The organism is Streptomyces barringtoniae (assembly GCF_020819595.1).
GTDB lineage: Bacteria > Actinomycetota > Actinomycetes > Streptomycetales > Streptomycetaceae > Streptomyces > Streptomyces barringtoniae.
In genome coordinates this window covers 139,466-159,769 of the sequence record NZ_JAJHNP010000013.1, presented here as the reverse complement: position 1 = coordinate 159,769, position 20,304 = coordinate 139,466, and the positions used below count along the sequence as shown (strand labels likewise).

The 20,304-nt window shown below is 71.1% G+C and carries 20 protein-coding genes; 12 read left to right on the top strand and 8 right to left on the bottom strand.

Features of this window, described 5'->3' with window-relative positions; genetic code table 11:
• Positions 1–17: 17 nt before the first annotated feature.
• From LMU33_RS24130 to LMU33_RS24120, 3 genes are all read right to left on the bottom strand, one after another.
• The gene (locus tag LMU33_RS24130) at positions 18–827 is read right to left on the bottom strand and encodes a thioredoxin domain-containing protein (RefSeq protein ID WP_228622700.1); all 810 of its coding nucleotides are present in this window, start codon (positions 825–827) and stop codon (positions 18–20) included.
• An 80-nt stretch (positions 828–907) separates the two neighbouring features.
• Complete coding sequence (locus LMU33_RS24125; RefSeq protein ID WP_228622699.1) at positions 908–1,597, bottom strand: hypothetical protein; 690 nt, start codon at positions 1,595–1,597, stop codon at positions 908–910.
• Between the two features lie 68 nt (positions 1,598–1,665).
• On the bottom strand, positions 1,666–2,991 hold the full coding sequence (locus LMU33_RS24120; RefSeq protein ID WP_228622697.1) for a DUF2252 domain-containing protein: 1,326 nt from the start codon (positions 2,989–2,991) through the stop codon (positions 1,666–1,668).
• 200 nt (positions 2,992–3,191) lie between these two features.
• Here LMU33_RS24120 and dnaE point away from each other — a divergent pair, with 200 nt between their 5' ends.
• Positions 3,192–6,731 (top strand): DNA polymerase III subunit alpha, encoded by a 3,540-nt coding sequence (gene dnaE, locus LMU33_RS24115; RefSeq protein WP_228622695.1) that lies wholly within the window; start codon positions 3,192–3,194, stop codon positions 6,729–6,731.
• An 83-nt stretch (positions 6,732–6,814) separates the two neighbouring features.
• On the opposite strand, the gene LMU33_RS24110 is transcribed toward dnaE, so the two are convergent.
• Complete coding sequence (locus tag LMU33_RS24110; RefSeq protein WP_228622693.1) at positions 6,815–6,991, bottom strand: hypothetical protein; 177 nt, start codon at positions 6,989–6,991, stop codon at positions 6,815–6,817.
• 225 nt (positions 6,992–7,216) lie between these two features.
• Between LMU33_RS24110 and LMU33_RS24105 the strand changes: the two genes are divergently transcribed.
• The 4 genes from LMU33_RS24105 (at position 7,217) to LMU33_RS24090 (ending at position 11,091) form a co-directional block, all read left to right on the top strand.
• A complete protein-coding gene (locus tag LMU33_RS24105; RefSeq protein WP_228622691.1) occupies positions 7,217–8,431 on the top strand; it encodes an NYN domain-containing protein in 1,215 nt (404 codons plus the stop codon).
• An 81-nt stretch (positions 8,432–8,512) separates the two neighbouring features.
• Positions 8,513–9,526, top strand: a complete 1,014-nt coding sequence (locus tag LMU33_RS24100) for an ABC transporter ATP-binding protein (RefSeq protein ID WP_228622689.1) — start codon at positions 8,513–8,515, stop codon at positions 9,524–9,526.
• Between the two features lie 76 nt (positions 9,527–9,602).
• Positions 9,603–10,424, top strand: coding sequence for an ABC transporter permease (locus tag LMU33_RS24095; protein ID WP_228622778.1), 822 nt, complete (start codon positions 9,603–9,605; stop codon positions 10,422–10,424).
• A gap of 34 nt (positions 10,425–10,458) precedes the next feature.
• Positions 10,459–11,091, top strand: a complete 633-nt coding sequence (locus LMU33_RS24090; RefSeq protein ID WP_228622687.1) for an AAA family ATPase — start codon at positions 10,459–10,461, stop codon at positions 11,089–11,091.
• A gap of 31 nt (positions 11,092–11,122) precedes the next feature.
• Here the strand turns inward: LMU33_RS24090 and ybaK are convergent, their stop codons facing one another.
• The 4 genes from ybaK to LMU33_RS24070 form a co-directional block, all read right to left on the bottom strand.
• Positions 11,123–11,620, bottom strand: coding sequence for a Cys-tRNA(Pro) deacylase (ybaK, locus tag LMU33_RS24085; protein WP_228622685.1), 498 nt, complete (start codon positions 11,618–11,620; stop codon positions 11,123–11,125).
• A 13-nt stretch (positions 11,621–11,633) separates the two neighbouring features.
• Positions 11,634–12,374, bottom strand: a complete 741-nt coding sequence (locus LMU33_RS24080; protein ID WP_228622683.1) for an LON peptidase substrate-binding domain-containing protein — start codon at positions 12,372–12,374, stop codon at positions 11,634–11,636.
• Between the two features lie 11 nt (positions 12,375–12,385).
• A complete protein-coding gene (locus LMU33_RS24075) occupies positions 12,386–13,438 on the bottom strand; it encodes a hypothetical protein (RefSeq protein WP_228622681.1) in 1,053 nt (350 codons plus the stop codon).
• A gap of 170 nt (positions 13,439–13,608) precedes the next feature.
• Entirely contained in the window at positions 13,609–15,186 is a 1,578-nt protein-coding gene (locus LMU33_RS24070) for an oxidoreductase (protein ID WP_228622679.1), read from the bottom strand.
• Positions 15,187–15,349: 163 nt separating this feature from the next.
• Here LMU33_RS24070 and hisD point away from each other — a divergent pair, with 163 nt between their 5' ends.
• From hisD to LMU33_RS24035, 7 genes are read left to right on the top strand one after another with little or no spacing between them, the layout of a single operon-like run.
• Entirely contained in the window at positions 15,350–16,675 is a 1,326-nt protein-coding gene (hisD, locus tag LMU33_RS24065; RefSeq protein ID WP_228622677.1) for a histidinol dehydrogenase, read from the top strand.
• Entirely contained in the window at positions 16,672–17,772 is a 1,101-nt protein-coding gene (locus tag LMU33_RS24060) for a histidinol-phosphate transaminase (protein ID WP_228622675.1), read from the top strand. The genes hisD and LMU33_RS24060 overlap by 4 nt, the downstream gene beginning before the upstream one ends.
• A 2-nt stretch (positions 17,773–17,774) precedes the next feature.
• The gene (gene hisB / locus LMU33_RS24055; RefSeq protein WP_030783530.1) at positions 17,775–18,368 is read left to right on the top strand and encodes an imidazoleglycerol-phosphate dehydratase HisB; all 594 of its coding nucleotides are present in this window, start codon (positions 17,775–17,777) and stop codon (positions 18,366–18,368) included.
• A 4-nt stretch (positions 18,369–18,372) separates the two neighbouring features.
• Positions 18,373–18,537: a CG2302 family histidine operon protein gene (locus LMU33_RS24050; RefSeq protein WP_228622673.1), complete on the top strand. Its 165-nt coding sequence runs from the start codon at positions 18,373–18,375 to the stop codon at positions 18,535–18,537.
• Positions 18,528–19,178 carry an imidazole glycerol phosphate synthase subunit HisH gene (gene hisH / locus LMU33_RS24045; protein ID WP_228622671.1) on the top strand — a complete coding sequence of 217 codons (651 nt, stop codon included), beginning with the start codon at positions 18,528–18,530 and terminating at the stop codon, positions 19,176–19,178. The genes LMU33_RS24050 and hisH overlap by 10 nt, the downstream gene beginning before the upstream one ends.
• A 3-nt stretch (positions 19,179–19,181) precedes the next feature.
• Positions 19,182–19,907 carry a bifunctional 1-(5-phosphoribosyl)-5-((5-phosphoribosylamino)methylideneamino)imidazole-4-carboxamide isomerase/phosphoribosylanthranilate isomerase PriA gene (priA, locus tag LMU33_RS24040; RefSeq protein WP_228622669.1) on the top strand — a complete coding sequence of 242 codons (726 nt, stop codon included), beginning with the start codon at positions 19,182–19,184 and terminating at the stop codon, positions 19,905–19,907.
• Positions 19,904–20,299 (top strand): RidA family protein, encoded by a 396-nt coding sequence (locus LMU33_RS24035; protein WP_228622667.1) that lies wholly within the window; start codon positions 19,904–19,906, stop codon positions 20,297–20,299. The genes priA and LMU33_RS24035 overlap by 4 nt, the downstream gene beginning before the upstream one ends.
• Positions 20,300–20,304 lie beyond the last annotated feature (5 nt).

The window sequence follows — 20,304 nt, the reverse complement described above, 5'->3', positions numbered from 1 at the left end:
TTATTCCGCGGGGGGCGTCAGCCCTTGAGGGCCGCGTCCACCACCTTGTCGAAGTCGGCCACCGTCAGCAGCGGGGTGCCGCCGTTGAGCTGCTTGCCGTCCATGACGAAGCCCGGCGTGCCCGTCACGCCGTCCTTGTTGTCGTCGAAGGTCTTCGACATGTGCATCGCCCAGGCGTCGTAGGTGCCCTTCTTGACCGCGTCCTGGAACTTGGCGTTGTTCTTCAGGGCCGGGACGGTGTTCGCGACCTGGATGAGGTAGCTGTCGTCCTTGAACTTGTCGACCGTCTCGTCCGGGTGCCACTTCGTCGAGTACAGCGCGGACTTGTACTCGAGGAACGCCTCCGGGCTGACGTTCAGCGCGGCACCCAGGGCGCTCAGCGCGTTCTTGGAACCCTGGCCGTTGTCCTTCAGGTCGATGAAGGTGGCGCCGACGTACTGGAACTTGAACTTGCCGGCGTCGATGTCCTTCTTCACGGTCGCGCCCACGTTCTGCTCGAACTGGGCGCACACGGGGCAGCGCGGGTCCTCGTAGATCTTGAGGGTCTTCTTGGCGCTGTCCTTGCCGATGACGACCGTGGTGCCGTCCTTGCCGGTGGTGTTGGCCGGCGCGACGACGTCGGCGTTCTTCATGCCCTCCCAGTAGCTGGGCTTGTTCGCCTGGACGACGGCATAGCCGATGCCGCCGGCCGCGGCCAGTACGGCCACGACCGAGGCGGCCACTATGACCTGCCGCCTGGCCTTGTCGCGCTTGGCCTGGCGCTCGCGCTCCTCGCGCAGCCGCTCCCGGGCCGCCGTCTTCGCCGACTGGGTGTTCCGCTTGCTCATGTTGATGATCTCCGTGTGGGACGCGCACATGCCGTACGCGGGATACGTGTGGGGGACTGGGAGTGCTCAGGTCTCGCCGCTCAGCCGGCGGCGAGGGCGGGCGAGCACGGCGGTCCACGCCGTCCCAGGGAGTGCACGAGAAGCCGGTCGCGGGCGGCGGCGCGGCGCGGGGCCGGGCGCGGCAGCCGGCGGGCCGGGGTCAGCCGGACGGCGACCGCGGCCGCCGCGAGCAGCAGCGGCCGGAAGGTGGTGGCGCCGACCGCGCGCAGCAGCTGCACCAGCGCCCGCTCGCCCCGGCGCAGCCAGGCGGCGGCCAGCAGACCCACGCCGACGTGCGCGGCGAGCAGCAGCCAGGCGGCCGCCGGACTGGCGTGCGCGAGCAGCGCCCCGGGGCGGCCGTGGGCCCCGGTCATCTGTGCCAGCGGGGAGCCGACGGCACCGCCCTGGCACAGCACGTCGAAGCCGAACGTGTGCAGCGGGCCGGCGACCGGGCCGCCCGCCCTGCCGTAACAGGTGTTCTGTCCGGTGGTGAACACCGTGTCGGCGGCCAGTTCCAGCGGGATCAGCAGGGCGGCGATCCGGCCGAAGCCGCGCTCGCGGCCCGCCAGCGCATACGCGGTGGCGAACACCGCGGCGGCGACCGCGAGCACGGTCGCCACCGGCAGCGGGGCCCGGGACAGCAGTACGTGCGACGCGGTGCTGAGCGTCACGACGACGGCCGTGAACAGCGCCGCGCGCACGGCTCTGAGCTGGGTCCCGGATATGTCCATAGCGAGAGACGAGTGTGACACGTAAGCGGTTAAGGGACCCCTAAAGGGTGCCTGTGAGTCCGCGAAGGTTACAGTCCCGGAATCCGGCCGTTGCGGAACAGGTCGACGAAGATCTGGTGGTCGGCACGCGCGCGTGCGCCGTAGGCGTGCGCGAAGTCCACCAGGAGGGGCGCGATGCCCTCCTCGTCGGCGGCGATGGCCGCGTCGATGGCGCGCTCGGTGGAGAACGGCACCAGGGACTCGCCGGAGGTGTCGTCCGCCGCCGCGTGCATGGTCGCCGTGGCCCTGCCCAGGTCGGCGACGACCTGCGCGATCTCCTCCGGGTCGTCGATGTCGCCCCAGTCCAGGTCGACCGCGTACGGCGAGACCTCTGCCACCAGCTGGCCCGCGCCGTCCAGCTCGGTCCAGCCCAGCCACGGGTCGGCGTGCGCCTGCAGGGCGCGCTGGGAGATCACCGTGCGGTGGCCCTCGTGCTGGAAGTAGCCGGCGATGGCCGGATCCGTGATGTGCCGGGAGACGGCCGGGGTCTGGGCCTGCTTGATGTAGATCACGACGTCGTTCTCCAGGGCGTCGCTGTGACCCTCCAGAAGGATGTTGTACGACGGCAGGCCGGCCGAGCCGATGCCGATGCCGCGGCGGCCGACGACGTCCTTCACGCGGTAGGAGTCCGGGCGGGCCAGGGAGGAGTCCGGCAGGGTCTCCAGGTAGCCGTCGAAGGCCGCGAGGACCTTGTAGCGGGTGGCCGCGTCCAGTTCGATGGAGCCGCCGCCCGGCGCGAAGCGGCGCTCGAAGTCCCGGATCTCCGTCATCGAGTCCAGCAGCTCGAAGCGGGTCATCGAGCGGGCGGCGCGCAGGGCGCCCAGCAGCGGGCCCTCGGCGGTGTCCAGGGTGAACGGGGGCACCTCGTCGCTCTTCGCGCCGGTGGCCAGCGCGTGGATGCGCTCGCGGTACGCGCCCGCGTAGACGCGCACCAGCTCGGTGATCTGCTCGTCACCGAGTGCCTTCGCGTACCCGACGAGGGCGATCGACGCCGAGAAGCGCTTCAGGTCCCAGGTGAACGGGCCGACGTAGGCCTCGTCGAAGTCGTTGACGTTGAAGACCAGGCGGCCGTTGGAGTCCATGTACGTGCCGAAGTTCTCCGCGTGCAGGTCACCGTGGATCCAGACGCGCGAGGTGCGGTCGTCCAGGAATGGACCACCGCGCTTCTCTGCGTCGAGGTCGTGGTAGAAGAGGCACGCCGTGCCCCGGTAGAACGCGAAGGCCGAGGCCGCCATCTTCCGGAACTTCACCCGGAACGCGGCCGGGTCGGCGGCCAGGAGCCGGCCGAAGGCGGTGTCGAAGACGGCGAGGATCTCCTCGCCGCGCTGCTCGTTGCTGAGCTGAGGTGCCGACATCGCTGGGTGCCTCCTGGTGCATTACCTGTACGACAGCGTTTCTGCCGTCTCCAACGGGCGACGCCACGCGGGAGTGCCCGGTTCCCGCATGAAGGTACGTGGGGATCCCCCGCGAGTGTCAGTGCCGGGGCATAGACTTCGACGCTGACCCCAGAACTGTCCCCCGCCCGCCGCCCAGTGTTTCCGTTGGAGGCCATACCGTGTCAAAGCCGCCCTTCACGCACCTGCACGTCCACACCCAGTACTCGCTGCTGGACGGTGCCGCGCGGCTCAAGGACATGTTCAACGCCTGCAACGAGATGGGCATGACGCACATTGCCATGTCCGACCACGGCAACCTCCACGGGGCGTACGACTTCTTCCACTCCGCGAAGAAGGCCGGAATCACCCCGATCATCGGGATCGAGGCGTATGTCGCCCCCGAGTCCCGGCGCAACAAGCGCAAGATCCTCTGGGGCCAGCCGCACCAGAAGCGGGACGACATCTCCGGTTCCGGTGGTTACACCCACAAGACGATGTGGGCCGTGAACAAGACCGGCCTGCACAACCTCTTCCGCCTCTCCTCCGACGCCTACGCCGAGGGCTGGCTGCAGAAGTGGCCGCGGATGGACAAGGAGACCATCGCCCAGTGGTCCGAGGGCATCGTCGCCTCCACCGGCTGCCCCTCGGGCGAGGTGCAGACCCGGCTGCGCCTCGGTCACTTCGACGAGGCCCTGAAGGCCGCCGCCGACTACCAGGACATCTTCGGCAAGGACCGCTACTTCCTGGAGCTGATGGACCACGGCATCGAGATCGAGCGCCGGGTCCGCGACGGCCTGCTGGAGATCGGCAAGAAGCTCGGCATCCCCCCGCTGGTCACCAACGACTCGCACTACACCTACGCGCACGAGGCCGGCGCCCACGACGCGCTGCTGTGCATCCAGACCGGCAAGAACCTCTCCGACCCGGACCGCTTCAAGTTCGACGGCACCGGCTACTACCTGAAGTCCACGGACGAGATGTACGCCATCGACTCCTCGGACGCCTGGCAGGAGGGCTGCGCCAACACGCTGCTCGTCGCCGAGATGGTCGACACGGACGGCATGTTCGAGAAGCGCGACCTCATGCCCAAGTTCGACATCCCCGAGGGCTACACCGAGGTCACCTGGTTCAAGGAGGAGGTCCGCCGCGGCATGGAGCGCCGCTTCCCCGGCGGCGTCCCCGAGGACCGTCAGAAGCAGGCCGACTACGAGATGGACGTCATCATCTCGATGGGCTTCCCCGGCTACTTCCTCGTCGTCGCCGACTTCATCATGTGGGCCAAGAACAACGGCATCGCGGTCGGCCCCGGCCGAGGCTCCGCGGCCGGCTCGATCGTCGCCTACGCCATGGGCATCACCGACCTCGACCCGATCCCGCACGGCCTGATCTTCGAGCGCTTCCTCAACCCCGAGCGCATCTCGATGCCCGATGTCGACATCGACTTCGACGAGCGCCGGCGCGTCGAGGTGATCCGGTACGTGACCGAGAAGTACGGCGCCGACAAGGTCGCCATGATCGGCACCTACGGCACCATCAAGGCCAAGAACGCGATCAAGGACTCCGCGCGCGTGCTGGGCTACCCGTACGCGATGGGCGACCGCATCACCAAGGCCATGCCCGCCGACGTCCTCGGCAAGGGCATCCCGCTGTCCGGCATCACCGACCCCAGCCACCCCCGCTACAGCGAGGCGGGCGAGGTCCGCGGGATGTACGAGAACGAGCCGGACGTGAAGAAGGTCATCGACACCGCGCGCGGTGTGGAGGGCCTGGTCAGGCAGATGGGCGTGCACGCCGCCGGCGTGATCATGTCCAGCGAGACCATCACCGAGCACGTCCCGGTCTGGGTCAGGCACACCGACGGCGTGACCATCACCCAGTGGGACTACCCGAGCTGTGAGTCGCTCGGCCTGCTGAAGATGGACTTCCTGGGCCTGCGCAACCTCACGATCATGGACGACGCGGTCAAGATGGTGAAGGCCAACAAGGGCCTCGACATCGACCTGCTGTCCCTGCCGCTCGACGACCCCACGACCTTCGAGCTGCTCCAGCGCGGTGACACCCTCGGCGTCTTCCAGTTCGACGGCGGCCCCATGCGGTCCCTGCTGCGGCTGATGAAGCCGGACAACTTCGAAGACATCTCCGCCGTGTCGGCCCTGTACCGCCCGGGCCCGATGGGCATGAACTCCCACACCAACTACGCCCTGCGCAAGAACGGTCAGCAGGAGATCACGCCCATCCACCCCGAGCTGGAGGCGCCGCTCAAGGAGGTCCTGGACGTCACCTACGGCCTGATCGTCTACCAGGAGCAGGTGCAGAAGGCCGCCCAGATCATCGCCGGCTACTCGCTCGGCGAGGCCGACATCCTCCGCCGCGTGATGGGCAAGAAGAAGCCCGAGGAACTGGCGAAGAACTTCACCATCTTCCAGGCCGGCGCCCGTAAGAACGGCTACAGCGACGAGGCGATCCAGGCCCTGTGGGACGTGCTGGTCCCGTTCGCCGGCTACGCGTTCAACAAGGCGCACTCCGCCGCGTACGGCCTGGTCTCCTACTGGACCGCCTACCTGAAGGCCAACCACCCCGCCGAGTACATGGCCGCGCTCCTGACCTCCGTCAAGGACGACAAGGACAAGTCCGCGGTCTACCTCAACGAGTGCCGCCGCATGGGCATCCGCGTCCTCCCGCCGAACGTCAACGAGTCCGAGGCCAACTTCGCCGCCCAGGGCGACGACGTGATCCTCTTCGGCCTCTCCGCCGTCCGCAACGTCGGCACCAACGTGGTCGAGTCGATCATCAAGTGCCGCAAGGCGAAGGGGAAGTACGCCTCCTTCCCCGACTACCTCGACAAGGTCGAGGCCGTGGTCTGCAACAAGCGCACCACGGAATCGCTGATCAAGGCCGGCGCCTTCGACACCATGGGGCACACCCGCAAGGGGCTCACGGCGCAGTACGAGCCGATGATCGACAACGTGGTCGCGGTCAAACGCAAGGAGGCCGAGGGGCAGTTCGACCTCTTCGGCGGCATGGGCGAGGACACCTCCAGCGAGCCCGGCTTCGGACTCGACGTGGAATTCTCCACCGACGAGTGGGACAAGACCTATCTGCTCGCCCAGGAACGGGAGATGCTCGGTCTCTACGTCTCCGACCACCCGCTCTTCGGCCTGGAACACGTCCTCGCCGACAAGGCCGACGCGGGCATCTCCCAGCTCACCGGGGGCGAGCACGCCGACGGCGCGGTCGTCACCATCGGCGGCATCATCTCGGGCCTGCAGCGCAAGATGACCAAGCAGGGCAACGCCTGGGCGATCGCCACCGTCGAGGACCTCGCCGGCTCCATCGAGTGCATGTTCTTCCCGGCGACCTACCAGCTCATCTCCACCCAACTCGTCGAGGACGCCGTGGTGTTCGTCAAGGGCCGCCTCGACAAGCGCGAGGACGTGCCCCGGCTCGTCGCCATGGAGCTGATGGTCCCGGACCTGTCCAACGCGGGCACCAACGCGCCGGTGATCCTCACCATCCCCGCCACCAGGGTCACCCCGCCCATGGTCAGCCGCCTCGGCGAGATCCTCAGCCACCACAAGGGCGACAGCGAGGTCCGCATCAGGCTCCAGGGCCCGCGCAAGACCACCGTGCTGCGCCTGGACCGGCACCGGGTCAAGCCCGACCCCGCGCTCTTCGGCGACTTGAAGGTGCTGCTCGGCCCGTCCTGCCTGGCAGGCTGACGCCGCACCACGCCGCGGCACGCGCGAAGGGGCGCACCCGCCAAGGGTGCGCCCCTCCTGTGTGCCTGGGCTTCAACTGCCCGTTAGTTGTGGCCGAAGCTCTTACGCTTCTTGCCGGCAACATCCGCTGGGCTGCCCTGGATGTGCGACACCGGCGACTCGTGCGCCTCCGTCTGCCGCTGCGCGTGCTCCTGGCTCTGCTCGGCGTGCGACGCGCGGTTCTGCGGGCCGGCCTGCTTGCGGTTCTTGTTCTTGGCCATGGTGATCTGCCTCCTGTGGGGGATCTAGGGGCCAGGGCCGGGACCAGATTCACATACGCTGACATCAATCGCATGTCGGATAATTACCGTGCGTGACAGGGCCGGTGGGCCGACGGGATCCGCAAACGCCACGCCGAAGATCGAGTTCGGGCCGTTAACCCCCGCGCCGTCGGGCAGACTCGAAGGAAGTCCGAAGCAAAACCTCCCGGGAAGAGGGTGAGTCGCGTGGACCGCTGCATCGTCCTGGTGGACGCCGGGTACCTGCTGGGAGCCGCCGCCAGCCTCCTCGCCGGTGAGCCCTCGCGGTCCCGGATCACCGTCGATCACACTGCGCTGATCCAGGCCTTGCGGGTACGCGCCGAGTCGGAGACCGAGCGCCAGCTCCTGCGTATCTACTGGTTCGACGGCGCCCCCGACCGTGTCCCCCAACCGGAGCATCGCCGCCTGCGTGTGATGCCCCGCGTCACCGTCCGGCTCGGCGCCCTCACCCGCAGCGACGGACGCTGGGCGCAGAAGGGCGTGGACGCCGCCATGCACGCCGAGCTGACCGAGCTGGCCCGCAACCGGGCCTGCTCCGACGTCGTCCTCGTCACCGGCGACGGAGATCTGCTGCCCGGCATGATGGCCGCCAAGGAGCACGGCGTCGCCGTCCACCTGTGGGCCGTACAGGCCGCGGACGGCGACTACAACCAGTCCGAGGACCTGGTCGCCGAGGCCGACGAGCGGCGCGTGCTGGACCGTGCCTGGATCACCCAGGCCGTCCGCGCCAAGGAACTGACCGGCGTCTGCGCCCCGCCGCCCGCACCCCGGCCCGAGATCGCCGCGATCCTCTCCGCCCCGCTGCCCGAGTCCGCGCTCGCGGCGGCGGCCGAGCGGCCGGCCGAACAGAGCGCGCCCCAGCCGGCCGCGGCGACGGAGAACGGCACCCAGGAGCGGGCCGGCGGTCACAAGGGCGTCCCCACCCCCAAGGACCTCGCCGCGCTGCGCGCCCCCGGCGCGCAGCCCGCCCAGCAGCCGGCGACGGCGACCCTGCGCTGGTCCTCCGACAAGGGCTGGGTGGACCGGCCGGGTGCGGTCGCCGAACCGCCCGAGGTCGCCGCCATGCCGACGCTCGCCCAGCTCACCACGGCGGAGCAGCGGTGGGCCGACCGCGAGGAGGACATCACCACCGTCGGCGGCGACCCCTACGAGGTGGGGCAGGTCTTCGCCCGCCGCTGGATGTCCCGGCTCGGCGACCAGAGCCAGCTGCAGAAGCTCTCCCAGCTGTATCCGCGCATCCCGCACCGCATCGACGGAGAGCTGCTGCGCTACGCCGCGCGGTTCGGACTGCTCGCCCACAAGGACGACCAGATCGACGAACACGACCGCTACGCCATTCGGGCGGGGTTCTGGCGGGAGATCGACGTGCCGGCGGCGGCGGAGAGCGCCACGGGGGAGTGACGGCGGGCAGTTCTTACCGGCCGAGGACGGAAGTGCCCCCAAAGGCGAGTAAAGGGCCACGACCCCGTACCCTCGTCCCTTGTGAGTACGCGCGCGGCACAGGCACCTCGGTATGACGAGGTCGTACGCGTGCGCGGGCTCAACAAGACCTATCCGGCCGTGAAGGGGCGCCGTGGTGCGCCCGGCACCCCGGAGGTGCGGGCCACCGACGGGGTCGAGCTGGACGTGCGGCGCGGCGAGGTCTTCGGGCTGCTCGGGCCGAACGGCGCCGGCAAGTCCACGCTCGTACGGCAGCTCACCGGGCTGCTGCGGCCGGACACCGGCAGCGTCGAGATCCTCGGGCACGACATCGTCAGGCATCCGGAGCGGGCCGCGCGCCTCCTCGCCTACCTGGGGCAGGAGTCCTCCGCGCTGGACGAGCTGACCGTCTCCCTCGCCGCCGAGACCACCGGACGCCTGCGCGGCCTGGACGTGAGGCGGGCCCGGGCCGAGCGGGACGCCGTGTTGGCGGAGCTGGGGCTCACGCCGATCGCCGGGCGGGCGCTGAAGAAGCTGTCCGGGGGGCAGCGGCGGCTCGCCTGCTTCGCCGCCGCACTGGTCGGTGAGCGGCCGCTGCTCGTGCTGGACGAGCCGACCACCGGCATGGACCCGGTGGCCCGGCGCGCGGTCTGGGCGGCCGTGGACCGGCGGCGCGCCGAGCACGGTACGACCGTGCTGCTGGTCACCCACAACGTCATCGAGGCCGAGACCGTGCTGGACCGGGTCGCCGTCATCGACCAGGGCCGGGTGATCGCCTGTGACACCCCGGCCGGGCTGAAGGAACGGGTCGCCGGGGAGGTGCGGGTCGAGCTGGTGTGGCGGGACCGGGCGCCGCTTCAGGTGCCCGAGGTCGCCGCGCTGCGCGAGCGCGCCGTGGAGTCCGGCCGGCGCTGGACGCTGCGGCTCGCCCCTGAGGAGGCCCGCGCCGCCGTCGCCACCGTGACCGGCGGTGCCGCCTTCGCCGCCCTGGACGACTTCACGCTCGCCACGCCCAGCCTGGAGGACGTCTACCTGGCCCTCGGCGGCGCGGCCCGGCAGGGGTTGGTGAAGGCGTGAGCGCGGCGGACGTACGGTGCGTATGGGTCTGTACGCCGGTCTGCGCGACTGCCGCAGGGAAGAGGAGCAGCTCGACGTGAGTGTCGTACCCGCGGAGGTTCTGCCGGGCGGTGCCCCGGCCGTGCCGGAGACGGCACGGGGCCCGGCCGAGCTCGGGCCGGCCGCGCGGCTGTGGCCGTCGCTGGCGGCCGTCTACCGGGCGCAGCTGTCCCGGGCCCGGGTGGCGCGGATCCCGCTGCTGTTCGTGGCCACCTTCCAGTCCGTCGGCATCGCCGTGATGATGCGGGGTGTCGTCGACAGCGGCGGCGAGGCCCAGTCCGTGGTGGCGGGGTCGTCGGTGCTGGTCGTCGCGTATGTGGCGCTGAATCTGCTGTCGCAGTACTTCGGGCAGCTGCGGGCGAGCGGCGGGCTCGACCACTACGCCACCCTGCCGGTGCCGCCCGCGGCCGTGGTGCTGGGCGCGGCGGCGGCGTACGCCTCCTTCACCGTGCCGGGGACGCTGGTGACCGCCGTCTTCGGGTGCGTGCTGTTCGGCCTGCCGCTGGGCAATCTGTGGATCCTGCTGGCCGTCATCCCGCTCGCCGGGGCCGCGCTGTCCGGGCTCGGCGCGGCCTGCGGGCTGCTCGCCCCGCGGCCCGAGCTGGCCACGCTGCTCGGGCAGCTGGGCATGTCGGCGGCGCTGCTGCTGGGCGTGCTGCCGGCCGACCGGATGCCGGAGATCGTACGGCTGGCGCGCGATCTGCTGCCGTCGACGTACGGCGTGGAGGCGTACGCCCGCACCTTCGGGGCCCATCCGGACTGGGCCGCCGTCCTGGTCGACCTGGGGGTCTGCGCGGGTGTCGGAGTCGTCTCGCTGGCCGTGGCGGCCCGGGCGTACCGCAGGGCCGCCGTCCGGTGACGCGGCCCACAGCGCGACCTGGCACGATGTCAGGGTGACCGCACCGCTGACTCCACCACCGCACGAGAACTCCGCACACGACGTCCGGCAGGCGCCGCCGCCTGTCGGGGCGCCGGGCTCGGGCGGGTACGAACAGGACGGCCCCGGGATGAAGACCGAACTGCGGGACGCCGCCGTGATAACGGTGGCCATGGCGTTGGCCGGGGTGCTGCTGGGGCTGCTGTGGTGGTGGCTCGCGCCGCATGTACCGCTGGTCGGCGACGTGGCCGACAAGAGCTGGGTCGTATACCTCAAGGACAGCGAGGGTGAGCAGGCCGTGGGGGTGGACGGCACGTTCGCCCTGCTGGGCCTCGGGTTCGGGCTCGTCGGCGCGGTGGCCGTCTTTCTGCTGCGGCGGCGTGGGGGCGTGCCGGTCGTGGTGGCACTCGGACTCGGGGCGCTGCTCGGGTCGGTGGTGGCGTGGCGGCTGGGGATGTGGCTCGGGCCCACGTCCGACGTGCTGGCGCACGCCAGGCAGGTGGGGAAGGGGGTCACCTTCTCGGCGCCGCTGAAGCTGGGGGCCAAGGGGGCGTTGCTGGCTTGGCCGCTGGGTGCGCTGCTGGTCCACCTCGGGCTCACGGCGCTGTTCGGGCCCCGCGATCCCGAGATGCCGTACCCGCAGGCGTAGCCCGGGGGCCGGGCCCCGGGCCCGGGTCGCCTCAGCCCCGTCCGATGGGCGCCAGCACCGCTCCCGTCAGTTTGGCCAGGTCCGTCGGAGCCAGTTCCACCTCGAGGCCCCGACGGCCCGCCGACACGCAGATCGTCTCGTGGGCCTCGGCCGAGTCGTCCAGGACCGTCGCCAGCCTCTTGCGCTGGCCGAGGGGCGAGATGCCGCCCCGCACGTACCCCGTCGTCCGCTCGGCGAGCGTCGGGTCGGCCATCGTCGCCCGCTTGCCGCCCACCGCCGCGGCGAGGGCCTTCAGGTCCAGGGAGCCGGACACCGGGACCACCGCCACGGTCAGGGCGCCGTCGACGTCGGCGACCAGGGTCTTGAAGACGCGGTCGGGGGACACGCCCATCGCCTCCGCCGCCTCCTCGCCGTAGGAGGGGTGGGAGGGGTCGTGGTCGTAGGAGTGCACCGTGAAGGCCACGCCGGCCGAGGACAGGGCGACCGTCGCGGGGGTGCCGCCGGACTGTTTCTTCGGCTTCTTCGCCATCTGCCGTCTTTCCTCAGTTCAGGCTCGTCGGCGCCCGCGTCAGCTCGAATGCGGGCAGCGACGGAAGACTACGGATGATGGCCGTCTCGGCGCGAAGGAGTTTCAGCTCGTCACGGAGCCGGGAGGCGGTGTCGGGGGCCTGGAGAAGCCGCTGCTTGGTAGGCGTGTCGTGCACCATCGCCGCCGCCACCAGGTAGGAGACCACCGACGGGTCGTCGGGCAGCTCCGCGCCCGTCGACAGCGAGCGCTCGCGGGCGCCCGCGAGCCGCTTCTGGTACTGGCGGAAGGAGCGCAGCACCCCCTCGGCCAGCGCGCCCGCCTCGTCGCCCGGCTCCTCCGGCAGTTCCTCCAGCTCCGCCGTCAGGAACGGGCCCGACGCGTCGACGGAGAGCAGCCGTACCCGGGTCGTGCCCGTCGCCAGCACCTCGAACGTGCCGTCGGCCCGCTCCCGGATGGTCGCCGCGTCCGCCACACAGCCCACCTGCTGGAAGGCCTTGACGGGGTCAGGGCCGAAGCCCGCGGCCGGTCCCCGGTCGGGCTGTGCCGTGGGATCCGGCATGCCGGGGGCGCTCGGCGCCACCTCGTAGCCGTCACGGATGGCCACGACGGCGAACCGGCGCGGCTCCTCCTCCGGTGTCTTGAGCAATTCGCGCATCATCGCGCGATAGCGCTCCTCGAAGACGTTCAGCGGCAGCACGAGCCCCGGGAACAGCACCGTGTTCAGCGGGAAGAGCGGGAGACGGACGGTGGTCACGACGCACCAGCCTAGTGGTCACCGGCACCGGCGTGTCCGCCGTGTTCGCCGACGCGGTCGGGGGAGACCGGGATCAGCCCGGCCGGGGGTGTTGGGGAAGCCGCCGTCAGCAGGTGCTCGCGCAGCCGCAGGAAGTGCCCGAGCGGATCCTCGGAGAACCGCTCCCAGGGGAAGGACGTGGCATACGGCCCGATCAGGCGCAGCTGGTCGCGGGCGTCCTCCCAGCGGTCCAGGCGCATCAGGACGTACAGGAGCTTGTTGCGGATCTCGGCGGGCCACGGGTCGGCCGCCGGGAAGCGCGCGGAGAGTGCGATCGCGCGGTCGGCGGCCGTGTGCAGACGGGCGCGTGCCACCTCGGGGCCGCGGCCGTCGGTCAGGTAGCCGAAGGCGGCCCGGGCCGGCAGCGCCTGGACGGGCGAGTCGGCCGGGGCGTCCTGGGCGGCCCGCTCGGCGAAGTCGAAGCAGGCGCCGTGGGAACCGCGCCGGAAGGTGGCCAGGTAGCGCAGGGCGGCCACATGGCAGCCGTAGTGGTGCGGGGCGCGCCGCACCGCCGCCTCCCACAGCTGTTCGAAGTACCGGTGCCCGGCGCGCGAGCCGCGTGCGTGGTCCAGTGCGATCCGCCAGGGCACCGGGTCGCGGTCGTCGGCACGGGCGGCGGCGGTGATCTGCGGGCTGACCTCGCGCAGCAGCTCGGCGCGGGCCGGCGAGGGCCAGGCGCGGTCCACCGCCAGCTGTGCCCCGACCAGCAGCGCGCCGGGGTCCTCGGAGGCGTTCGTGCGCCAGGCCTCGAACCACTCCGGGCGCGAGCGGGCGAAGGCGGCCAGGCGACGGGCGTACCGGTCGTGGTTCTCCCACTCGGCGCCGGCGCGGGTGGTCGCGAGCAGGTCGGCGGCGGCCCGGTACTCGCCCCGGCCGGCCCCGACCAGCGAGGGCGAGAGCCGGTCGTCGGGCGCGTCGAGCACGACCTCGTCCCCGGCCGGCTGTCGGCCGGCCGGGCGCGCGGAGCGTTTGGTCATCCGGGTCGGGCGGATGAACGGGGGAAGCGCAACCATGGTGCCGACCATTGAAAGTCCGCAGGTCGGCGCAGCGCCAGAGGGTGTGGGGAAGTCGCGGAAAGTTGTACGGCCCAGGGTCAAGGACCGGTAAAAGGTGACTGTTCAACTTTTGTTCGGGTCATCCTGATCCGCACCGTCCCGGCCGGATACGTCCCGGTCCGCTTCGTCTCCCGTCCGCGTCAGCTCCGCCGCAGCAGCCGGGTCGCCCCCGCCGCCACCGTCGTGGCCAGGATCCAGCCGAGCAGGACCATCACCGCCGCAAGCCACTGCCAGCCGCCGCGCAGCTGCCACTGGCCGACCTGGCCCAGGTCGATCACCGGCAGCAGCAGGTCCAGGGTGAACAGGGCCGGGCTCCAGTACGGGTGGGTGTCATGGTTCATCGGCGGATGGTCCGCATGGGCGAACGCCAGCGTGCCCGCCGCCCACAGCACCGCCATCCACACCGCGGCCCGGCCGGGCCGGTAACCGTAGGCGACCGTCCAGTCCTGGACGTATCCCCAGACCTTCGCGGCCGGCGGCAGCGTCTCGCGGCGCCGGCGCTGCTTGGCGAGCAGCACCTCCCGCGCGTCCTCGTCCTCCCCCGCGCCCCGCAGCACGGCCGCCAGCCGCTCGTACGGCTCCGGGGCGTACTCGGCGGTGGCCGCCGCCACCCAGTCCAGCCGGCCGGTCAGCGGGAACGGACCGCGCGGGACGAGGTTCTCGTAGACGAACCCGCCCATGTGCAGGTTGCCGGGGCCCGGCCAGCTAGCCGCCCGGTCCACCAGGCTGACGATCCGCGCGCCGGACAGCACCACCTTGCCGCGCTGCGGCCCGTCCCCGAGGAAGCGCAGCTCCGACGCGTGCACCCGGCGCAGCGACAGCTCCTGGTCGTCGGTGAGGGTGAACCGGGCCCGTTCGAAGTCGACGGCGTCCCCGAATCGTCCGTCGTCCAGCCGTATACCACCCCGGCACTCGAAGCGCTGGATCCGCGTCCCGCGCGCCGGTGTCGTGCCGCTCAGCAGCGGGCTGCCCACGCCGGCCGGGGTCAGGTACAGGGTGCGCTCGACGGTCAGCTGGGGGGCGTTCAGGGCGTAGCGGGAGTAGGGGTTGTCCAGGTTCGCGCCGCGCAGGCTGAGCGACACGCCGACCTTGGCGCCGCGCAGCCGCAGCTCGCCGTGCGACTGCAGCATCTCCGCCTGCAGGTCCTGGCCGACGGTCATGCCGTCCGCCGAGATCGACCGCCCGCTGCGGTCCCGGTACGCCACCGCCTCGTTGAGCATCAGATCGGTGCCGATGTGCGCGTCCGTCAGCCGGGCACCGTTCTGGAACCGGCAGCGCGGCAGATGCAGGTCGCCCTCGGTGTGCACCCGGGCCGCCTCCAGCCGCGGCACCGCGCAGTCCACCATGCGCAGCGTCGTGAACCGGGCCTCCGGCAGCAGGACCTCCTCGTCGAAGCGGCAGCCCCGCAGTTCGACGTACGGCCGTACGGTGCCGCCCGAGAGGTCCAGCGTGCCGGCGATCCGCACGCCGGTCAGCTTCAGCGAGGACACCCGGCCCGCGAGCGCCGGCGGGCCGTCCAGCAGCAGCCAGGCCACGATCCGCGCCCGCACCGTGCGCTCCGGACCCCAGGGGTGTCCGCCGTGCGGATCGTCCACCACGGCGTCGCCGCAGCCCAGGTCGTACACGCTGCCGTTGCGGAAGGCCTGCCACATGCCCGCCTCGGCCGCGGTCAGCTCGTCCGGCAGGTCTCCGGCGACGATGCCGGCCCCCTCGGTCACCTTTGTCCTCTCCCGGTCCAGTGCTTTCGTACAGCCGTTCATGCCCGCTCAGTGACTGCCGGAACACTAGAGGTGAAGAAGATCTTCCGAGTTCCGCCATGTTCTGTATCAGCCATTGATACGCGCCCACGGCTCGTGACGGCGGTCTGAGAGAATTGGGACTGTGATTTCCCGAATCGATCTGCGCGGCGACGCCCTTCCCGAGGGCCTCGCCCTGCGCGACCTGTTGCCCCGAGCCGACTTCGACGTATCGGCCGCCCTGGAGAAGGTGCGCCCGATCTGCGAGGCCGTGCATCATCGTGGCGACGCGGCGCTGATCGACTTCGCCGAGAAGTTCGACGGAGTACGGCTGGAATCCGTCCGTGTCCCGGCCCGGGCGCTCACCGATGCCCTCAAGGCCCTCGACCCGGCCGTGCGCGCCGCGCTGGAGGAGTCCATCCGCCGCGCCCGCCTGGTCCACCGCGAGCAGCGCCGCAGCACGCACACCACCCAGGTGGTGCCCGGCGGCTCGGTCACCGAGAAGTGGGTGCCGGTCGAGCGGGTCGGGCTGTACGCGCCGGGCGGCCGGTCCGTGTACCCGTCCTCCGTGATCATGAACGCCGTGCCCGCCCAGGAGGCCGGTGTCGGGTCGATCGCGCTCGCCTCCCCGCCGCAGGCCGACTTCGGCGGGCTCCCGCACCCGACGATCCTCGCCGCCTGCGCGCTGCTCGGTGTGGACGAGGTCTACGCGGCCGGCGGTGCCACCGCCGTCGCGATGTTCGCGTACGGCACCGAGTCCTGCCGGCCGGCCAACATGGTCACCGGCCCCGGCAACATCTGGGTCGCCGCCGCCAAGCGCTTCTTCACCGGCAGGATCGGCATCGACGCCGAGGCCGGCCCGACCGAGATCGCCGTCCTCGCGGACGACACGGCCGACCCGGTGCACGTGGCCTCGGACCTGATCAGCCAGGCCGAACACGACCCGCTCGCCGCTGCCGTCCTGGTCACCGACTCCGTCGAGCTGGCGGAGGCGGTGGAGAAGGAGCTGGAGCCGCAGGTCGCCGCCACCAAGCACGTGGAGGACCGGATCGTGCCCGCGCTCAGGGGCCGGCAGTCCGCGATCGTGCTGGTCGACGGCATCGAGGAGGGTCTGCGCGTGGTCGACGCCTACGGCGCCGAGCACCTGGAGATCCAGACCGCCGACGCGGCCGCGGTGGCCGACCGGGTCAAGAACGCGGGCGCGATCTTCATCGGCCCCTGGGCGCCGGTCTCGCTCGGCGACTACGCGGCCGGGTCCAACCACGTCCTGCCCACCGGCGGCTGCGCCTGCCACTCCTCGGGCCTGTCCGTCCAGTCCTTCCTGCGCGGCATCCACATCGTGGACTACACGCAGGACGCGCTCGCCGAGGTCGCCCATCACGTGGTGACGCTGGCGGAGGCGGAGGACCTGCCGGCGCACGGCGCCGCGATCAAGGCGAGGTTCGGCTGGAAGGTACCCGAGAGCAAGTGACCCGCATCGACGATCTCCCCGTACGGGACGAGCTGCGCGGCAAGTCCCCTTACGGCGCGCCCCAGTTGGACGTCCCCGTACGGCTGAACACCAACGAGAACCCCTACCCGCTGCCCGAGCCGCTGGTCGAGCGGATCGCGGAGCGGGTGCGCGAGGCCGCCCGCGACCTGAACCGCTACCCGGACCGGGACGCGGTCCAGCTGCGCACCGAACTGGCCAAGTACCTGACGAAGACGGGCAAGTACCCGCTCGGCATCGAGCACGTGTGGGCCGCCAACGGCTCCAACGAGGTCATCCAGCAGCTGCTGCAGACCTTCGGCGGCCCGGGCCGTACGGCCATCGGCTTCGAGCCGTCGTACTCGATGCACGCGCTCATCGCGCGCGGCACCGGCACGGGCTGGATCTCCGGCCCGCGCAACGAGGACTTCACGATCGACGTCGCGGCGGCCGTCGGGGCGATCGCCGAGCACAAGCCGGACGTCGTCTTCATCACCACCCCCAACAACCCCACCGGCAACACGGTCCCGCCTCGGACGGTCCTCGCGCTGTACGAGGCGGCGCAGGCGGCCAAGCCGTCGATGGTGGTCGTGGACGAGGCGTACATCGAGTTCAGCCACGGCGACTCGCTGCTGCCGCTGCTCGAAGGCCGGCCGAACCTGGTCGTCTCCCGCACGATGTCCAAGGCGTTCGGCGCGGCGGGCCTGCGCCTCGGCTATCTCGCCGCCGACCCGGCGGTCGTGGACGCCGTCCAGCTCGTCCGGCTGCCGTACCACCTGTCGGCGATCACCCAGGCGACCGCCCTGGCCGCGCTGGAGCACACCGACACCCTGCTGGGGTACGTCGAGCAGCTGAAGGCGGAGCGGGACCGGCTGGTCGCCGAGCTGCGCGCGATCGGCTACGAGGTCACCGAGTCCGACGCGAACTTCGTGCAGTTCGGGCGGTTCGCCAACGCCCACGAGGCCTGGCAGAAGATCCTCGACCGGGGCGTCCTGGTCCGGGACAACGGCGTACCGGGGTGGCTGCGGGTGTCCGCCGGCACCCCGGAGGAGAACGACGCGTTCCTCGACGCGGTACGGGAATTGAAGAAGGAGCTGTGAGCATGAGCCGCGTAGGACGCGTGGAACGCACGACCAAGGAGACCTCCGTCCTGGTCGAGATCGACCTCGACGGCACCGGCAGAACCGACATCGCCACCGGCGTCGGCTTCTACGACCACATGCTCGACCAGCTTGGCCGGCACGGTCTGTTCGACCTGACCGTGAAGACCGACGGCGACCTGCACATCGACTCCCACCACACCATCGAGGACACCGCCCTCGCCCTCGGCGCCGCCTTCAAGCAGGCGCTCGGCGACAAGGTGGGGATCTACCGCTTCGGCAACTGCACCGTGCCGCTGGACGAGTCGCTCGCCCAGGTGACCGTCGACCTGTCCGGCCGCCCGTACCTCGTGCACACCGAGCCCGAGAACATGGCGCCGATGATCGGCGAGTACGACACCACGATGACCCGGCACATCCTGGAGTCCTTCGTCGCCCAGGCGCAGATCGCGCTGCACGTGCACGTGCCGTACGGGCGCAACGCGCACCACATCGTGGAGTGCCAGTTCAAGGCGCTGGCCCGGGCGCTGCGTTACGCCTCCGAGCGCGACCCGCGCGCGGCCGGCATCCTCCCCTCCACGAAGGGCGCGCTGTAAACCCATGAACGGTCTGTCGACCCTCCTGATCGTCGTCGGTCTCTTCCTGGCCGGCGGCATCATCTCCTTCGTCAAGCAGAAGATGCCGACGAGCCTCATCGTGCTGCTCTCGATCGGCGCGGCCATGTGCCTGGTCGCGGGCGTCATGCGGCTGGGGGTGTGGAATTGAGCAGTGGCAGCAAGAAGGTCGTGGTCTTCGACTACGGCTTCGGCAACGTCCGGTCCGCCGAGCGCGCCCTCGCGCGCGTGGGCGCCGATGTCGAGATCACGCGCGACTTCGACAAGGCGATGAACGCCGACGGGCTGCTCGTGCCGGGCGTGGGCGCCTTCGCCGCCTGCATGCAGGGCCTGCGCGCCGCCCGCGGTGACTGGGTGGTGGACCGCCGGCTGTCCGGAGGCCGGCCCGTGATGGGCATCTGCGTCGGCATGCAGATCCTGTTCGCGCGCGGCATCGAGCACGGCGTGGAGGCCGAGGGCCTGGACGAGTGGCCCGGCACGGTCGCACCGCTCCAGGCCGACGTCGTGCCCCACATGGGCTGGAACACCGTCGAGGCCCCCGCCGACTCGGAGCTGTTCGCCGGCCTCGACGCCGACGCCCGCTTCTACTTCGTGCACTCCTACGCCGTCCACGACTGGCGGCTGGAGTCGCACAACCCGGTGATCGCGGCCCCCAAGGTGACCTGGTCGACGCACGGCAAGCCGTTCGTGGCCGCCGTGGAGAACGGCGCCCTGTGGGCCACGCAGTTCCACCCCGAGAAGTCCGGCGACGCCGGCGCCCAGCTCCTCACCAACTGGATCGGAACCCTGTAGACCATGGCCAAGCTCGAACTCCTCCCCGCCGTCGACGTCCGCGACGGCCAGGCCGTCCGCCTCGTGCACGGCGAGTCCGGGACCGAGACCTCCTACGGCTCCCCGCTGGAGGCCGCCCTCGCCTGGCAGCGGTCCGGCGCCGAGTGGCTGCACCTGGTCGACCTGGACGCGGCCTTCGGAACCGGTGACAACCGTGAGCTGATCGCCGAGGTCACCGGGGCGATGGACATCAAGGTGGAGCTGTCCGGCGGCATCCGCGACGACGCCTCGCTGGCCGCCGCCCTGGCCACCGGCTGCACCCGCGTGAACCTCGGCACGGCCGCCCTGGAGACCCCCGAGTGGGTCGCCAAGGTCATCGCCGAGCACGGCGACAAGATCGCCGTCGGCCTGGACGTGCGCGGCACCACCCTGCGCGGCCGTGGGTGGACCCGTGACGGCGGCGACCTCTACGAGACGCTGGAGCGCCTCAACGAGGAGGGCTGCGCCCGCTACGTCGTCACCGACATCGCCAAGGACGGCACCCTCCAGGGCCCGAACCTCCAGCTGCTGAAGAACGTGTGCGCGGCGACGGACCGCCCGGTCGTGGCCTCCGGCGGCGTGTCGTCCCTGGACGACCTGCGGGCCATCGCCGAGCTGGTACCCCTCGGTGTCGAGGGCTCCATCGTCGGGAAGGCCCTGTACGCGAAGGCGTTCACCCTGGAAGAGGCCTTGGAGGCTGTGTCGTCATGACGTCCGAAGCCGTGCGGCGGGTGCAGAGCGGAAGTCCCTGGGAAGAGAGTTTCGGTTTCGCACGTGCCGTCGCGGCCGGGGACCGGGTGCTGGTGGCGGGCACGACGTCCTTCCGGGGCGATGTGCTGTACGGCGAGGGCGACCCGTACGAACAGGCCAAGGTGGCCTTCACCAGCGCCATCGAGGCGATCGCCGAGTTCGGGCTCGGCATCGGGTCCGTGATCCGGACGCGGATGTACCTGAGCCATGTGCGGGACGTGGACGCCGTGGGCCGGGCGCACAAGGAGATCTTCGACTCCGTACGCCCGGTCTCGACCCTGCTGGTCGTGGAGGGGTTCGTCGATCCGCGCATCCTGGTGGAAGTGGAACTTGAAGCATTCAGAGGAGCCTGAGCAGT

What these genes read in the sequence shown, in the direction of transcription:
- LMU33_RS24130 (WP_228622700.1), bottom strand. Translation starts at nt 827, where the DNA reads ATGAGCAAGCGGAACACCCAGTCGGCGAAGACGGCGGCCCGGGAGCGG.
- LMU33_RS24125 (WP_228622699.1), bottom strand. Translation starts at nt 1,597, where the DNA reads ATGGACATATCCGGGACCCAGCTCAGAGCCGTGCGCGCGGCGCTGTTC.
- LMU33_RS24120 (WP_228622697.1), bottom strand. Translation starts at nt 2,991, where the DNA reads ATGTCGGCACCTCAGCTCAGCAACGAGCAGCGCGGCGAGGAGATCCTC.
- LMU33_RS24110 (WP_228622693.1), bottom strand. Translation starts at nt 6,991, where the DNA reads ATGGCCAAGAACAAGAACCGCAAGCAGGCCGGCCCGCAGAACCGCGCG.
- ybaK (WP_228622685.1), bottom strand. Translation starts at nt 11,620, where the DNA reads ATGGCGAAGAAGCCGAAGAAACAGTCCGGCGGCACCCCCGCGACGGTC.
- LMU33_RS24075 (WP_228622681.1), bottom strand. Translation starts at nt 13,438, where the DNA reads ATGGTCGGCACCATGGTTGCGCTTCCCCCGTTCATCCGCCCGACCCGG.
- hisB (WP_030783530.1), top strand. Translation starts at nt 17,775, where the DNA reads ATGAGCCGCGTAGGACGCGTGGAACGCACGACCAAGGAGACCTCCGTC.
- LMU33_RS24050 (WP_228622673.1), top strand. Translation starts at nt 18,373, where the DNA reads ATGAACGGTCTGTCGACCCTCCTGATCGTCGTCGGTCTCTTCCTGGCC.
- priA (WP_228622669.1), top strand. Translation starts at nt 19,182, where the DNA reads ATGGCCAAGCTCGAACTCCTCCCCGCCGTCGACGTCCGCGACGGCCAG.
- LMU33_RS24035 (WP_228622667.1), top strand. Translation starts at nt 19,904, where the DNA reads ATGACGTCCGAAGCCGTGCGGCGGGTGCAGAGCGGAAGTCCCTGGGAA.